This is a genomic window from Neomicrococcus aestuarii, assembly GCF_014201135.1.
GTDB classification, from domain to species: Bacteria; Actinomycetota; Actinomycetes; order Actinomycetales; family Micrococcaceae; genus Neomicrococcus; species Neomicrococcus aestuarii.
The window spans coordinates 2,297,850-2,312,242 of the sequence record NZ_JACHDR010000001.1; the positions used below are offsets into that span (position 1 = coordinate 2,297,850).

Consider the following 14,393-nt stretch of genomic DNA (forward strand, 5'->3'; position numbering starts at 1 on the left):
CGGGAATGTGTTCTGCGTCACGCTATGATTGAGTGAATCAGCACTAACCGAGGAGTTGTGAGAATGACCGTTCAGGAACTGTCGCACGCTATTGGACCCACGGATATCCCTATCCTGAGCGAGACGATTGGTGCGAATTTCCGTTCGGTCGTCCAGCGTTTTCCTGACTCCATCGCCGTCATTGAAGCGGCCACGGACCGCAGCTTCACCTACCGCAAGGTGGACGAGGCAACGGACCAGATCGCTAAGTCGCTGCTCGCCATGGGCTATGAGCGCGACGATCGACTCGGCATTTGGAGCCCCAATTGCCACGAGTGGACGTTCTTGCAGTACGCCACGGCGAAGGCCGGCGTCATCCTGGTCAACGTCAACCCCGCCTACCGCCAACACGAGCTCAACTTCGTCGTGAACCAGAACGGCATGCGAGGACTCGTCGTGGCACCCGCCGAGGCAATCGGTGATTACCCCGCCATGGCCCGCGCCGCTCGCGATGAGGCCGCGGGTTTGCAGGACCTCATTTTCTTAGCGGACGACGCCGCAGCTTCCGTCCCGAACACCACCTTCGGCGAGCACGAGCTTGCGTGGGCGGATTTCCTCACCTTGGGTGCGAACGTTTCGGACGCAGACTTGGCGGCCCGCGAAGCGAGCCTCACGCCGGATGACCCCATCAACTTGCAGTACACCTCTGGCACCACGGGGTTTCCGAAAGGCGCTACGCTCACCCACAAGAACTTGCTCAACAACGGCTTCCATATCGGTGAGCTCTTGTCCTACACCGAGAAGGACCGCGTCGTTCTTCCTGTACCGTTCTTCCACTGCTTCGGCATGGTGATCGGCAACTTGGCGGCGCTTTCGCACGGCTCGGCCACGGTGCTCCCAGGCCGGGCCTTCAAACCTGATCTCGCTCTCGAAGCCGTTCAGAAGTACGGCGGCACCTCGCTTTATGGCGTCCCCACAATGTTCATTGCCGAACTCGCACTGCCGAACTTCGCAGACTATGACCTTTCCACGTTGCGCACCGGCGTCATGGCAGGCTCCAATTGCCCGGTGGAGGTCATGAAGAGGGTCATCTCCGAGATGAACATGTCCGAAGTCGCTATTTGCTACGGCATGACGGAGACCAGCCCGGTGTCCACCATGACGCGCGTGGATGATTCCCTCGAGCGCCGCACCCAGACCGTCGGACGCGTCATGCCGCAGTTGGAAATCAAGGTGGTCGGCGCGGACGGCGATACGGTTCCTCGTGGCAGCGCCGGCGAGCTCTGCACCCAGGGCTACTCCGTCATGACCGGCTACTGGAACGAACCAGAGAAGACCGCCCAAGCCGTCGACGAAGACGGCTGGATGCACACCGGCGACCTCGCAGTCATGGACGAGGACGGCTACGTGCGCATTGAGGGTCGCATCAAGGACATCGTGATCCGCGGCGGCGAAAACATCTCCCCGCGTGAGATTGAAGAGTTCCTCTACAGCCACCCAGACATCCGCGACGTTCAGGTCATTGGTGTTCCGGATGAGAAATACGGTGAAGAACTCATGGCGTGCATCATCCTGCACGAGGACCGTGAGCCCCTCGACGCCGACGGCATCAAAGCCTTCTGCTCCGGCAAGATCGCGCACTACAAGATCCCACGCTACATCCAGATCCGTGAGTCTTTCCCGATGACCATCTCTGGCAAGATCCGCAAGGTCGAACTACGCAACGAGGCAGCAGAGGCGCTTCAGCGCGCTCGGTGATCCATCGGGTGTAATCGAGGACCGTAGGACGGGTTCTTGGCGCCGGAAAGTCCCAACATGCGGACTACCCGCTGCCGATGACCCGTCCATGGCTCGAGAAGCTCAAGCATGCCGGCGTCATCCGTGCGGCGGCCGGTCAAGGCTTGGCCTACAAAGTGCGCCAAGTGAAAGTCGCCCACCGAAATGTGGTCGGGGGAGCCGTGCGTGCGCTGAAGTACTTCGGCGGCCGTCCATGCGCCAACGCCCGGAACGGTGCGCATCTTCTCCTCCACCTCATGGGCGTCAGGGTTGTCGGACAATCGGTCCAATCCGGAACCCAGATGAGCGCAACGCAGAATCGCATCTCGGCGCTTGTAATCAACGCGAGCCTTGTGCCATTCCCACGTGGGAACTCGTCGCCAACCAGCAGCCGTCGGCGCAATCTTCATACCGCGAGGAACCGGTCCCGGCGCGGCAGTACCAAAGCGATTCACCAGATAGGCCCACGCGTACCGGGCTTCCATGCCCGTGACTTTCTGCTCCAAAATGGCGGGCACTAACGCATCAAACACGCGGCCGGTCGCTGGAAAGCGGATGCCGGGGTGGCGGCGTCGTGCTTCTGTCACCAGACGGGGCAGGGTATCTACGAAAGCCGGATCATCGAACGCAGCCCAATCGTCGTGCGCTCCCACCAATCGCGGAAGTGAGTCCGCCACGGCCTCCGCAGCAGAACTCCACACGGCGAACTCCACCGGTGCCCCAGCGGAGAGGTGACGGACGCGCACGGCGGTAGCTGCGCCGTCGTACTGGAAGCAAAGCCAGGCCTCGCCGGTGCTCACGCGCACGGTGGGGTCATTGGCCCCGCGCTGCAGCACGCCGAGTGTGCGCGCAAGATCAAAGGGACCGCAAGGATCCCAATGCGTGATCAAGGGCGCTGAAAAACTCATCCCACTATCGTCCCACTCGCACATGACAAATAGGTCACGAAGCTTAGGCGAGCGCGGCGCCCGCCGAGTAGAGTTTGCCAAATGAAGTACGCGAATTCCGTCCTGGATCTCATTGGAAAAACTCCCCTCGTCAAGCTGAGCAAGGTCACTGATGGCGTCAAAGCCACCGTCCTCGTCAAGCTCGAATACTTGAATCCGGGCGGATCGGTCAAAGACCGCATCGCGCTCAAGATGATTGAAGAAGCGGAAAAGCAGGGGCACCTTAAGCCCGGCGGAACCGTGGTTGAACCTACCTCCGGCAACACTGGCGTAGGCCTGGCGCTCGTAGCGCAAATGAAGGGTTACAACACCATCTTCGTGACGCCTGACAAGGTGGGCGAAGAAAAACGTGACGTGCTGCGCGCGTACGGCGCCGATGTCGTGGTCACCCCGACTGCCGTCGCCCCTGATTCCCCGGAGTCCTACTACGGCGTCTCTGACCGTTTGGTTTCCGAGATCGACGGCGCGTACAAGCCGGACCAGTTCTCCAACCCGGCCGCGCCGAATAGCCACTACGAAACCACCGGTCCAGAGATTTGGGACGACACCGAAGGCCAGGTCACGCACTTCGTGGCAGGCGCGGGCACGGGCGGAACCATCACCGGCACCGGCCGCTACTTGCGCGACATCTCGGCAGACCGCGCTTCGGGCCGCGTGCAGATCATCGCCGCAGACCCAGAAGGCTCCGTCTACTCCGGTGGCACGGGCCGCCCGTACTTCGTTGAAGGCGTGGGCGAGGATATGTGGCCGGACAACTATGACAAGAACGTGCCGGATGAGGTCATCGCGGTCTCGGACAACGACGCCTTCGCCATGACCCGCCGTTTGGCCCGCGAAGAGGGACTCCTCGTGGGTGGCTCTTCAGGTATGGCCGTCGTGGCAGCTTTGCAGGCCGCCCGCGATCTGCCCGAATCCGCCGTTGTGGTGGTGCTCTTGCCGGACTCCGGCCGTGGCTACCTCGGCAAGATCTTCAACGATGCCTGGATGACCGAGCGCGGATTCATTTCCCCTGAGGTCTCCGGCGCCCGCGTGCAGGACGTGCTGTCTTTGGACACCGCCACCGTCCCTCACGTGCGTTTGGAAGCAACTCTCGGCGACGCTTTGCAGCGCATCACCGAGTCCGGCCTGCCTACCTTGCCTGTGGTCTCGCACGAGCCACCTGTGATGTTGGGTGAATTGCGCGGCTCCATTTCCGCTGCGGGAATTCAGAAGGCGTACGACGACGGAGCTCAAGCAAGCGCGCCACTTGCGGACTTTGTGGGTGGCCCATTGCCGCTCGCCGGCGCATACCAGGGCGTGGAAACCGTGAATGTTCCGGAAGCTGCCGACGTGGTGTTGGTAGCTAAGGACGGCGTCGTTGCCGGCGTTGTGACGAAGACTTCGCTTGTGACGAATAGTGGCGATGTAGCTAGCCAAAAGGCAGGGGAGTGAGCGTAGCCTAGGAGGCATGTCTGCTTCTGAATCTTCGTTGACTTCTGAGAACAACGCAAAGGGCGGTTTCAACACCCGCGCCGTGCACGCCGGTCAGGCGTTTGAACCTCGCACGGGCGCTGTTATTCCGCCGGTGCACTTCAGCACCACATACGCGCAAGATGGAATTGGTGGCCTGCGGGACGGCTATGAGTACGGCCGCGGCACCAATCCCACGCGCGATGCACTTCAAGAGCAGCTTGCCTCCCTCGAAGGTGGCAAGCATGCTTTCTCCTTCTCCTCGGGACTCGCCGCGGAAGATTCGCTGATTCGCGCGCTCACGCGTCCGGGCGATCACATTGTTTTGGGTAACGACGCCTACGGCGGAACCTACCGACTCATCAGCCGTGTCTTGGGCGAATGGGGCATCACCAACAAGCCAGTTGATATGGCTGATTTGGACGCGGTGAAGGCCGCTGTGGCCGACGGCCAGACCCGCATCCTGTGGGTGGAAACCCCATCCAACCCGATGATGAAGATCTCCGACCTCGCGGCGCTCGCAGAAATTGCGCACGCAGCTGGCGCGCTCTTCGTCGTGGACAACACTTTCGCCACGCCTTACCTGCAGCAGCCGCTGTCCTTCGGCGCTGACATCGTGGTGCACTCCACCACCAAGTACATTGGCGGACACTCTGACGTGGTTGGCGGTGCCGTCATTGTGAATGATGACGAGCTCGCCGAGAAGATTGGCTTCGTCCAGTTCGCCGTGGGCGCTGTCTCCGGTCCGATGGACGCGTTCTTGACCACGCGTGGACTCAAGACCTTGGGTGTTCGTATGGATCGCCACTCGCGTAACGGTCAGGCCGTGGCCGAGTTCTTGCTGACCCGCCCCGAGGTATCTCACGTGATGTACCCGGGACTTCCAGAGCACCCAGGTCACGATCTCGCCGCCAAGCAGATGAAGTCCTTCGGTGGAGTGGTGTCCTTCCGTCTCAAGGGCGGCGAGGCTGCAGCTCGCAAGTTCGCCGAGTCCCTGCGCTTGTTTACCTTGGCCGAGTCTTTGGGGGGCATCGAGTCTCTCGTGAACTACCCGTCTGAGATGACTCATGCGTCCGTCAAGGGCACCGAGCTTGCCGTTCCAGAGGATCTCTTGCGCTTGTCCGTGGGTATCGAGGACGAGCAGGACCTGTTGGCTGACTTGAAGCAGGCCTTCGGCGCTCTCTAAGAGCTGCCACCTCCCATGTGAGGCCACTTCGCTACAACTCACCCCATGTGAGAACGCTTTTCGACGAGGAAATCGCGAAAAGTTGTAGCATTTTGGCCACGCATGGGGCGGTCAAGTGAGCCAGATGGCGCTCTCAGCGCTTGCGTGCAGCCTTTTCCGCTTTACGAGCAGCTTTACGCTGAGCTCGTGCTTCATCGACCTGAGGTTTGAAGAAGCGAATACTCGCTGGCAAGTACAGCAACACGACGCCCACCAGCAGGGCGATGGCGATCGGCATGAGTCGTGGGCCGCGGAAAAGCAACGGCAATCCGCCGATGATGCCGAACGTCGTCAACATGATGCGGCCCTGCAATTGTCCCCGCCACAAACGCCATGCGCCGATTCCCAAAATGATCGTCAGCACGGACAGCAACAAGCCCAAACCGATGAAGCCCACGGGGCTCGTGGTGCCGGCGATGTCTGAATTCAGGAAAGACGCCACCGCGAAGGCGCCGCAGACCAGGGCGGCCGCCGTCCACCAGCCAACAGCCGCGCGGATCACGCCGGGGAGCCGCCGCGACGCCGATTTGGAGGCAGGCTGCGAAGAGGCGGAAGAGGGCTTCGATGTTTCGGAAGGGCGTGACACTCTTCCAGCGTAGCCAATGCCGCTCGGTGTTAGGGGAGCGCATGTCCCGAAGGTTTCATAGAGTAGGTCTATGGAATCTAGTGAAACCATCACAACAGCTCGCGTCACGCATGTTTGCCGAGTCTTTCAGCTCCTCCCAGATCGCGGCACGGTGGGCGTCACGGCCATCGACAAGCGTTCGGTGGAGGGCAAAGTGAAGGTCGGCAAGTTGGGGCTCTATGCGGATGTTCAGGCCGATCGGGCTCACCATGGCGGTGACGAGCAGGCCGTTTACGCGTTCGCTGCCGAAGACGCCGCCGTGTGGGCGGCTGAGCTGGGTCGTGAGATTGCGCCCGGTGAATTCGGTGAGAACCTCCGGACTGAAGGGCTGGATGTCTCGAATGCCGTGATTGGCACTCGCTGCGCCATCGGTTCGGCGGAATTTGAGGTCACCATTCCGCGTACCCCGTGCTCCACGTTCGCGCGACGCATGGGTGAAGACAACTGGGTGCAGCGATTCACTGACAACGGCAATACGGGCGCCTATTTGCGCGTCACGCGGAAGGGCAGCATTCAGGCTGGAGATGAGATCACAGTGACGTTTTTGCCTAGCCACGGAGTGAGTGTCAAGGATCTCTTTCGAGGGCCAACTCCCGCGCAGGCCCGGGCTCTACAGGACGCCGAGAAGGCTGGCGAGCTACAGCTCACACCTAAAGTTGTGCGCGAAGTCCTCCGGGTGCTGTAGCATAGAGTGTTCGCCGATTTCCGGAATTCCCCTCTTTTCTGCCCAGTATCTGAGGCAGAAGTACTTGTGCGTGTGTATAGCGCAGGTCAATAAAAAGTGAAGTCTTCACCCTTGGGTGGAGCGCCTGCGATGAGATATTCATAGGGGGAGCTGCCGGAGACGTGGTGTTTTTGTCCCATGTGAGCCGCAATAGCGCGGCCTCCCGCCCCCAATCTGTGAGGTTGAAATCTTGTCTACAGACATGCCCGAAAATAATTACGACGCCGCTACCACCGAAGCTGAAACCGCTTCCGTTGAGCAGGCCCCAGTAGAAGAAACCGCGACTGAGCAGGTTTCCGTGGAAGCGCCAGCCCAGGAAGTTCCAGTTCAAGAAGCTGCCTCCGAGCAGGCACCAGCCGCTCAGGATCGCACCGAATCCGCATCTGATGAGTCTTCTGAGAAGCGCTCCAAGAAGGATGCTCCTAAGGATGACGCGGAGGTCACGTTCGCTGACCTTGGCATCGACGGCCGCGTGCTGACCGCACTCTTGGAAGTTGGCTACGAGAAGCCAAGCCCCATTCAGGCAGCAACCATCCCACTCTTGCTCGAAGGCAATGACGTCGTGGGCCTCGCCCAGACCGGTACCGGTAAGACTGCCGCGTTCGCCGTTCCAGCGCTTTCCAAGATGGCAGAACTTGCTGACATCAACGGTCCTAGCCGCGACACCCAGGTCCTCGTGTTGGCTCCAACCCGCGAGCTCGCGCTTCAGGTTGCCGAAGCTTTCACTTCTTACGCACGTCACTTGGAAAACTTCACGGTTCTCCCGGTTTACGGTGGATCCCCCTACGGCCCACAGCTCTCCGGCCTTCGCCGTGGCGCACAGGTTGTTGTTGGTACCCCAGGTCGCGTGATTGACCACATTCAGAAGGGTTCTTTGGACCTTTCCAACCTTCAGTACGTCGTTCTTGACGAAGCAGACGAAATGCTTCGCATGGGCTTCGCTGAAGAAGTTGACCGCATTCTTGAGTCGACTCCCAAGGACAAGCAGGTTGCACTCTTCTCTGCCACGATGCCGAGCTCGATTCGCCGCATCGCTAAGCAGTACTTGCGTAACCCGCAAGAAGTTACGGTGAAGTCGCAGACCACCACCGGCAAGAACATTCGCCAGCGTTACGTTCAGGTAATGGGCCCTTACAAGCTCGATGCCATGACCCGTATCTTCGAAACCGAAGAGTTCGATGGCGTTATCACCTTCGTGCGCACCAAGATGGCTACCGAAGATCTCGCCGACAAGTTGAAGGCTCGCGGATTCCGCGCTGCCGCAATCAACGGTGACATCCCACAGCAGCAGCGTGAGCGCACGGTTGAGCAGTTGCGCGATGGCAAGATCGACATCCTCGTGGCAACGGACGTTGCTGCGCGTGGTCTTGACGTTGAGCGCATCAGCCACGTCATCAACTACGACATCCCTCACGACACCGAGTCCTACGTGCACCGCATTGGTCGCACGGGACGTGCCGGCCGTCAGGGTGACGCGATCCTCTTCATGACGCCACGCGAAAAGTACTTGTTGCGCGCCATCGAAAAGGCAACCCGCCAAGAAGTCGAGCACATGCGTCTTCCAAGCGTTGAAGCAGTCAACGATGTTCGCTTGAACAAGTTCGCTGAGCGCATCACGGAAACCATCGAGTCTGAGGACTTGGGTGTCTTCCGCGAACTCGTGGAGAAGTACGAAGGTACTCACGATGTCACTGCAGCTGAAATCGCTGCAGCGTTGGCTCACATGGCACAGGGTGGTCGCCCACTCTTGCTCGCGGAAGAAATTCCAGCAGCACCTGCCAAGCAGGCTCGTGAAGGCCGCGATGGCCGCGACATGCGTGATGGCTTCGGTTCCCGTGGCCCATCCCGCGGTCGCTCCGAGGGTGGCGTTACCTACCGCATCTCTGTGGGTCGCCGTCAGCGCGTCTTGCCAGGCTCGATTGTTGGCGCTCTCGCTAACGAGGGTGGCATCCCATCCAGCGCTATCGGTGGCATCGACATTCGTGCGGATCACTCCCTCGTGGAGCTTCCAGCCGATCTTTCCCGCGAAACGCTTGATCGCTTGAGCAGCACGCGCATTGGTGGCCAGCTGATTCATCTTGAATTGGACAATGGTCGTCGCCCTGCACGTGATGACGACGGCGACCGTGGCGGCTTCCGTAAGGACCGCGGCGATCGTGGTGGCCGCGAAGGTGGCTACCGTGGCGGTCGTGAAGGTGGCGGTAGCCGTGGCGGTTTCGGTGGCGGCGGACGTTCTTCCGGTGGCTTCCGTAAGGACCGTGACGACCGTGGTGGCCGTAGCGGCGGCTTCGGTGGCGAGCGTTCCGATCGTGGTGGTTTCGGCGGAGACCGTGCTGAGCGCGGTGGCTTTGGCGCCGATCGTGGTGACCGTGGCGGCTTCGGTGGCGACCGCGCTGCAAGCGCTGATCGTCCAGAACGTGATTTTTCTGACAATCGTGAAGGTGGCTTCCGCAAGCCTCGTCACGGCGGAAAGACCTTCGGGGCGTCACGTCCAAACCGTGGTTTTCGCCGCGACTAAGCCTAAAAATAAGGCTTCCGAAGCGATTTGAGTGGTGTGTGTGAGCACACACCACTCTCGATTTCGGATTTGAGGAGAACTTCGGTAGAATTTTTCCTCGTTGCCCCCCTAGCTCAGTGGTAGAGCGCAGTCTTGGTAAGACTGAGGTCACGGGATCGATTCCCGTGGGGGGCTCTGAATGAAGGCCCACAATGCACCTGCAAAATGGCGCGGCGTGGGCGTCTTCATTCGTGGCGGTGTAGCTCAGCTGGTTAGAGCGCACGACTCATAATCGTGAGGTCGCGGGATCGAGTCCCGCCACCGCTACCCCTAAAAAACCCCTAGATCACAACGATCTGGGGGTCTTTTTTTGTCTAAATTTTCAGGCAGAAAGTGGCTAGGTGTACCCATAGGTGTACCCATTCGCAAAAAGTATGTGAGCCTACGCTATCCCTCTACATCGCAAGCTATCGAAATAATGTTCTAAATGACAGTGCCGCAAAGTAGGCTTTCGGAATATCGCCTACCCGAGGGGGACTCGTGTCGCCAATGGAAGTATTGAGCACCACGCCAAACGAGGAGAGCGCCACCTCCTTAGAAGTGACGCTCTCCAAGTTGACCGCAACCGATGTTGCGGCGATATCACTTGCTACCGGAGTCTGCCCTAGTGAACTCTTCAATAGCATTTCGCAGCACTTCGCCAGGATCTAATCCCACCTCCTTGCAAATGAGTGCAAAGAGCGGTGCTGGGATATCCCGTTTGCCGTTGACATAGCGGCTCAGTGAGCCGATGCCTATATTGGTGCGCTCCGAGATTCCCTGCATTGACATGCCACGCCCCTTGATCCTTGCGAACAATTGGTTCGCTATGGATTGGGATAGCGGATTGTTTATATCCATATGGACACACTAGCACCATTTTGGGCGTGCGCGCGACCAGCCGGGAAAATCTTTTGAATACGTCCATATGGACTTGCACGCGTCCAAATGGTCGTGTACTGTCGTAATCATGATCAACGAAACAGCCCAGAGAGTCGCCAAGGCGATCAAGAAGCGTGAAGGCGCAACCGTCTACGGAGTCGCTAAAGAGACCGGGATTCCGCGCACCACGCTAATCCGTAAGCTAGCTGGCGGTACAGACTTCACCGTGTATGAGCTTGCCCGCATTGCAATTGCCCTCGATGTAGACCCAAACAGCCTCTTGCCTAAAGAGTTCAAGACTGAGCACAGGAGTGCGGCCTAATGGAAAAGGCCGCCTACACCGTTCAGGAAGCCGCCGCCGCGTATGGCGTGAGTGCCGATGTTATCCGCGCTCATATCCGCGCTAACCGGCTCGTGGCGAAGTATCCCACCTCGCGTCCAGTACTCGGAGCGCAGGAACTCCAAGAGTGGTTTGAAGCCCTCCCGTCTGAATACGACTCAGACAACTAGCCGACATCCGGCACCCACCAAGTAACACCCTCTTTCTTTTCGGAGACTGAGTTTCATAGGGAGAACTCTGTGTTTTTTAGGTTTGTAGATAAGTCGGCAACCAAGGCCGAGATTCGCGATGCGCTCTTGGATATTGCATCTGCGAACGGCGAGCCATTATCCAAGGCGCGGGCGCACAATCTCGCAACCAACTTCAAGAAAGGTCACTACGACCCGGACTTGATGCGCATTATCGGCTATTCGGATCCAGTTGGCGAAGAAGCTGTCGCCTGTGCAGATGCTGGCCAACCATGGCACAAGCTCTGCCACAACTGCGAAGCCGCAAATGAGCAGGTGGCGGCATGACTTACGCCAAGGAATATCACCGCGAGTACATGCGCAACTGGGCGCGGAAGAATCGCGCCGAGTTTATGGCGGGCAAGTCGTGCGTCAAATGCGGATCCACTCAATCGCTCGAAGTTGACCACATCGACCCGAGCGAGAAGGTGACTCACCGCATCTGGTCAGGCGGCAAGGCATTCCGTGAGGCTGAGTTAGCCAAGTGCCAAGTGCTCTGCGCTGAATGCCATAAGGAAAAGACTCAGCAACAGCGCGGACTGTTCCCATGCGGGACGGGGGCGGCCTACAAGCGCGGGTGTCGCTGCGAAGAATGCCGAGAAGCAAAGCGCATCGAGCGAGCCGCAAGTAAGGCTCGCCTTGAACGAAAGGCCGCAGCATGAACCCCACCGACTACCCACCTCTATCCCACGTCCTCGCTGGCGTGGGTTTCGTTTTTATCATCATTCTCGCGCCGTGCATCGCGGCGTGGGCACTCTGAAAGGAAAAGAAGTGATAGAAAAACAGATTCTTCTATCAGATGCGCGAGTATCTGACAGAATCCGGCGCGAGTATGAAGTCTTTGGCGTGGAGATGACGGCTACCGGAATCGTTCAGCATGTCGATAGCGAAAAGGTCTACGTCGGCAATTCTGAGGACGACAGCCTCCGTTGGTTCTTTGATGACTATGCCGAGGCGACCACTTTCTACCTCGTCCACCGTCCAGCCCCACCGCTGCCGACTGAGCCAGGTTCACGCATCAAGGTGACGAAGATCATCTTCGATACTGGCGAATGGCTTGCGAGGCTCGGTGCTAATGGGACATGGAGCCTCTTCGACCTAACTAGAGAAGCCGATGTGCTCTGGGCGGCCCCGCATCACATCGAAGAGTGGCACCACATCGAAATCTTCGAGGTGACCCCGTGAGCGAGCGCGAAATTGAGTTCAAGGACATCCGTGTTGGCGATACGATCCGGCGTGAATGGGTGCGTCGCAAGGTGGAGTGGACGTCCAAGGGTGAGATTACGGCGGTTCACGCTGACGACCTCTGCGTTGAGGTCGAAGGGGAAGGTTTGTGGTGCCAGAGGGACGGCAAAACCTACATCCTCGTCAACCGCCCAACCCCGAAGCTGCCAACCGAGCCGGGTTCAGTGATCATCGCGACCAAGGTTCGCGGGGTTGAGGGCAAGTGGCGAATGATGCTCGCCATGTATGAAGTGTGGCTTTCACCTGAGCGCATCAACGACACCCAATGGCACACCGACGACAATATCCAAGAGTGGACCCTCGCTGAGGTATTCGAGGTGACCCCGTGAGCTCCATACCAAAGGAAACTAGCGAAACCTTCGGTATGGCCACGGTTACCAAAGGTTTGAGCAACACGTCATATCATGCGAACCCCGCGCTGGGTAGCTCAAGCATCAAGACGTTGGCGACTCGAACCCCAGCGCATTATCTGTATGAGTCGCATAATCAAACGCACTCGACAACGTTTGATATCGGGACGGCGGCGCACTCGCTAATCCTGGAGAATGACACCTCAAAGTTTGAGGTCATTGACGCGCCAAACTGGCTATCCAAGGCGGCCAAGGAAGCGCGCCAAGCGGCTTACGCTGAGGGCCTCGTGCCGCTGCTAACGAAAGAGTTTGAAGCGGTCAAAGCCATGCGCAGTTCAGTGATGACGCACCCACTCGCACGAAACGCGTTCATTGGTCACGAGCCGGAAGTTTCCATCTTCTGGGAACACGAGACGGGAACGAGGCTCAAGTGCCGACCTGACGCGCTCCACGTCGGCGGCAAGCGGGGCAACCTGATCGTTGACCTCAAGACGACGGTGAGCGCCGCTCCGGACGACTTCGCTTCATCGGCGGCAAGGTATGGCTACCACTTGCAACAAGCCCACTACACGGCGGGCGTCAAGGCGGCTTACGGCGAGGACTTCACGTTCTTGTTCGTGACAGTCGAGAAAGAACCCCCGTACCTACCGAATGTCCACCAGATTCACAGCACGGACGTGGCGCGCGGCGCTGAGCTAGTAGAGCGCGGAATCCGCGTCTACAACGAATGCACCAAGACCGGCGTATGGCCGGGCTACCTAATCGGGAAGCCCCTGGAATTGCCACGCTGGAGTTTCTACAAGGAAGAGGAGTTGCTAGAACGATGACCGAACTAGTCAAAAACCAGATCGGCAACAAGGTCGAGTACGCGCAAACGCTGTCGCGCTCAAACCTATTGCCGAAGCATTTTCAGAACAACCCCGCGAACCTGCTCTATGCAATCGAATTCGCGGAAGCACTGGACATGAAGCCGATTCACGCAATCACTTCGGTTCACGTCATCAATGGGCGACCGTCTGCGAGCGCTGACCTAATTGGCACGCTTGTTCGGCGCGCTGGGCACAAGCTCCGTGTCACGGGTGACGATACCTTCGCGGAAGCGGTGCTTGTTCGCAAGGATGATCCAGACTTCGCGTTCAAGTCTCGCTGGGACTTGGTGAAGGCGAAGCAAGCGGGGCTGAATACGCCAACGTGGAAGAGTTACCCCGGCGCAATGCTGAAAGCCCGCGCCATTACCGAGGTGTGCAGGAACGGAGCGCCAGACGCGCTCCACGGTATCCAATACTCAAGCGAAGAGCTGGAGTCATTTGGTCAGCCGGAAGCGGCAGAGAGCGCCGTCAACGTCCTCGCTGATCCGGTCGAGGAAGATCACGGAGTCATTGTGGTGGAAATTCCGGAACCCAAAAACTGGGCTGGAATCGTCACGGCCTGCAACGCCGAAGAGCTCCGCAACATCTGGCAAGCGAATCCCGAAGCCCGCGAACTTGTTGAGGCCGAGGTTGCGCGGCGCAAGGAGGAGGAGTGAACTTCCCAAACCTCGCACGACTTGAGCGCCACTACCACGAAGAACCCGACGAAGTAACCGAGGTGGACGTCTGGGACCTAGCAGATGCCGCCTACGACGCAATGAAAGAGGACCAGTAAATGGCTGAAATCAAGTTCACCGGCAATCTCGCCGCTGATGCAGAAATGAAGTTCACGAAGAGCGGGGTTGCGTTTCTCAAGTTCCGCGCCAATGACTCCAAGAGTCGCAAGCTGGAGAACGGCGAGTGGGAAACTACCGCGTCGCAATGGCTCAACGTTGACATGTGGGACGGCGCAGAGATGTACGCGCCGTTACTCAGAAAAGGAACTCGCGTCACGGTCTACGGCGAGTTCTACAGTCGCGAGTACGAGGGCAAGAACGGTAAGGCTCTTTCGCTCGATGTTCGCGCCAACGCAATCACCATTCACCCGCCACGAGGTCAACGCTCACAGCAACAGCCCGCGAATGACGCTTGGACGAATCAAGCCCCCGCCGAATCGAGCGGGTGGGAAGCTGTTGGCGCTGGCGGATTCGAATCCGACGCTCCACCGTTCTAAAACCTT

18 protein-coding genes and 2 tRNA genes are annotated in these 14,393 nt (G+C 59.0%); 17 read left to right on the forward strand and 3 right to left on the reverse strand.

Annotation, left to right across the window (positions count from 1 at the left end):
• The first annotated feature begins 63 nt into the window (after positions 1 to 63).
• On the forward strand, positions 64 to 1,737 hold the full coding sequence (locus tag HD598_RS10415; protein ID WP_183665713.1) for an AMP-binding protein: 1,674 nt from the start codon (positions 64 to 66) through the stop codon (positions 1,735 to 1,737).
• Here HD598_RS10415 and HD598_RS10420 read toward each other — a convergent pair.
• Positions 1,722 to 2,663 carry a DNA-3-methyladenine glycosylase family protein gene (locus HD598_RS10420; RefSeq protein ID WP_260170538.1) on the reverse strand — a complete coding sequence of 314 codons (942 nt, stop codon included), beginning with the start codon at positions 2,661 to 2,663 and terminating at the stop codon, positions 1,722 to 1,724. The genes HD598_RS10415 and HD598_RS10420 overlap by 16 nt on opposite strands.
• A gap of 81 nt (positions 2,664 to 2,744) precedes the next feature.
• Here HD598_RS10420 and HD598_RS10425 point away from each other — a divergent pair, with 81 nt between their 5' ends.
• Positions 2,745 to 4,133, forward strand: coding sequence for a cystathionine beta-synthase (locus tag HD598_RS10425; protein WP_183665717.1), 1,389 nt, complete (start codon positions 2,745 to 2,747; stop codon positions 4,131 to 4,133).
• Positions 4,134 to 4,149: 16 nt separating this feature from the next.
• Entirely contained in the window at positions 4,150 to 5,337 is a 1,188-nt protein-coding gene (locus HD598_RS10430; RefSeq protein ID WP_183665719.1) for a cystathionine gamma-synthase, read from the forward strand.
• A gap of 133 nt (positions 5,338 to 5,470) precedes the next feature.
• Here HD598_RS10430 and HD598_RS10435 read toward each other — a convergent pair whose 3' ends face one another.
• Entirely contained in the window at positions 5,471 to 5,962 is a 492-nt protein-coding gene (locus HD598_RS10435) for a hypothetical protein (RefSeq protein ID WP_071894920.1), read from the reverse strand.
• Positions 5,963 to 6,032: 70 nt separating this feature from the next.
• Between HD598_RS10435 and HD598_RS10440 the strand changes: the two genes are divergently transcribed.
• The 4 genes from HD598_RS10440 to HD598_RS10455 all read left to right on the forward strand — a co-directional run bounded on the left by HD598_RS10440 (position 6,033) and on the right by HD598_RS10455 (position 9,549).
• Positions 6,033 to 6,686, forward strand: coding sequence for an MOSC domain-containing protein (locus HD598_RS10440; RefSeq protein ID WP_084637254.1), 654 nt, complete (start codon positions 6,033 to 6,035; stop codon positions 6,684 to 6,686).
• A gap of 241 nt (positions 6,687 to 6,927) precedes the next feature.
• Complete coding sequence (locus HD598_RS10445; protein ID WP_071894921.1) at positions 6,928 to 9,243, forward strand: DEAD/DEAH box helicase; 2,316 nt, start codon at positions 6,928 to 6,930, stop codon at positions 9,241 to 9,243.
• A 102-nt stretch (positions 9,244 to 9,345) separates the two neighbouring features.
• Positions 9,346 to 9,417 (forward strand) — tRNA-Thr (locus HD598_RS10450).
• A gap of 58 nt (positions 9,418 to 9,475) precedes the next feature.
• Positions 9,476 to 9,549, forward strand: a tRNA-Met gene (locus HD598_RS10455).
• Positions 9,550 to 9,864: 315 nt separating this feature from the next.
• Here the strand turns inward: HD598_RS10455 and HD598_RS10460 are convergent.
• Positions 9,865 to 10,053: a helix-turn-helix domain-containing protein gene (locus HD598_RS10460; protein ID WP_183665721.1), complete on the reverse strand. Its 189-nt coding sequence runs from the start codon at positions 10,051 to 10,053 to the stop codon at positions 9,865 to 9,867.
• A gap of 178 nt (positions 10,054 to 10,231) precedes the next feature.
• Here HD598_RS10460 and HD598_RS10465 point away from each other — a divergent pair, with 178 nt between their 5' ends.
• From HD598_RS10465 to HD598_RS10505, 10 genes are all read left to right on the forward strand, one after another.
• A complete protein-coding gene (locus HD598_RS10465) occupies positions 10,232 to 10,465 on the forward strand; it encodes a helix-turn-helix domain-containing protein (protein ID WP_183665723.1) in 234 nt (77 codons plus the stop codon).
• Entirely contained in the window at positions 10,465 to 10,653 is a 189-nt protein-coding gene (locus tag HD598_RS10470; protein ID WP_183665725.1) for a MerR family transcriptional regulator, read from the forward strand. Before HD598_RS10465 ends, HD598_RS10470 begins: the two co-directional genes overlap by 1 nt.
• Positions 10,654 to 10,722: 69 nt before the next feature.
• The gene (locus HD598_RS10475; protein WP_183665727.1) at positions 10,723 to 10,998 is read left to right on the forward strand and encodes a hypothetical protein; all 276 of its coding nucleotides are present in this window, start codon (positions 10,723 to 10,725) and stop codon (positions 10,996 to 10,998) included.
• Positions 10,995 to 11,372: an HNH endonuclease signature motif containing protein gene (locus HD598_RS10480; RefSeq protein WP_183665729.1), complete on the forward strand. Its 378-nt coding sequence runs from the start codon at positions 10,995 to 10,997 to the stop codon at positions 11,370 to 11,372. Before HD598_RS10475 ends, HD598_RS10480 begins: the two co-directional genes overlap by 4 nt.
• 73 nt (positions 11,373 to 11,445) lie before the next feature.
• Complete coding sequence (locus tag HD598_RS10485) at positions 11,446 to 11,895, forward strand: hypothetical protein (protein ID WP_183665731.1); 450 nt, start codon at positions 11,446 to 11,448, stop codon at positions 11,893 to 11,895.
• Positions 11,892 to 12,284, forward strand: a complete 393-nt coding sequence (locus tag HD598_RS10490; RefSeq protein WP_183665733.1) for a hypothetical protein — start codon at positions 11,892 to 11,894, stop codon at positions 12,282 to 12,284. Before HD598_RS10485 ends, HD598_RS10490 begins: the two co-directional genes overlap by 4 nt.
• A complete protein-coding gene (locus tag HD598_RS10495) occupies positions 12,281 to 13,132 on the forward strand; it encodes a PD-(D/E)XK nuclease-like domain-containing protein (protein WP_183665735.1) in 852 nt (283 codons plus the stop codon). Before HD598_RS10490 ends, HD598_RS10495 begins: the two co-directional genes overlap by 4 nt.
• The gene (locus HD598_RS10500) at positions 13,129 to 13,830 is read left to right on the forward strand and encodes a recombinase family protein (protein ID WP_183665737.1); all 702 of its coding nucleotides are present in this window, start codon (positions 13,129 to 13,131) and stop codon (positions 13,828 to 13,830) included. The genes HD598_RS10495 and HD598_RS10500 overlap by 4 nt, the downstream gene beginning before the upstream one ends.
• The gene (locus tag HD598_RS13590; RefSeq protein WP_260170540.1) at positions 13,827 to 13,949 is read left to right on the forward strand and encodes a hypothetical protein; all 123 of its coding nucleotides are present in this window, start codon (positions 13,827 to 13,829) and stop codon (positions 13,947 to 13,949) included. The genes HD598_RS10500 and HD598_RS13590 overlap by 4 nt, the downstream gene beginning before the upstream one ends.
• A complete protein-coding gene (locus HD598_RS10505) occupies positions 13,950 to 14,387 on the forward strand; it encodes a single-stranded DNA-binding protein (protein ID WP_183665739.1) in 438 nt (145 codons plus the stop codon).
• Positions 14,388 to 14,393: the final 6 nt, after the last annotated feature.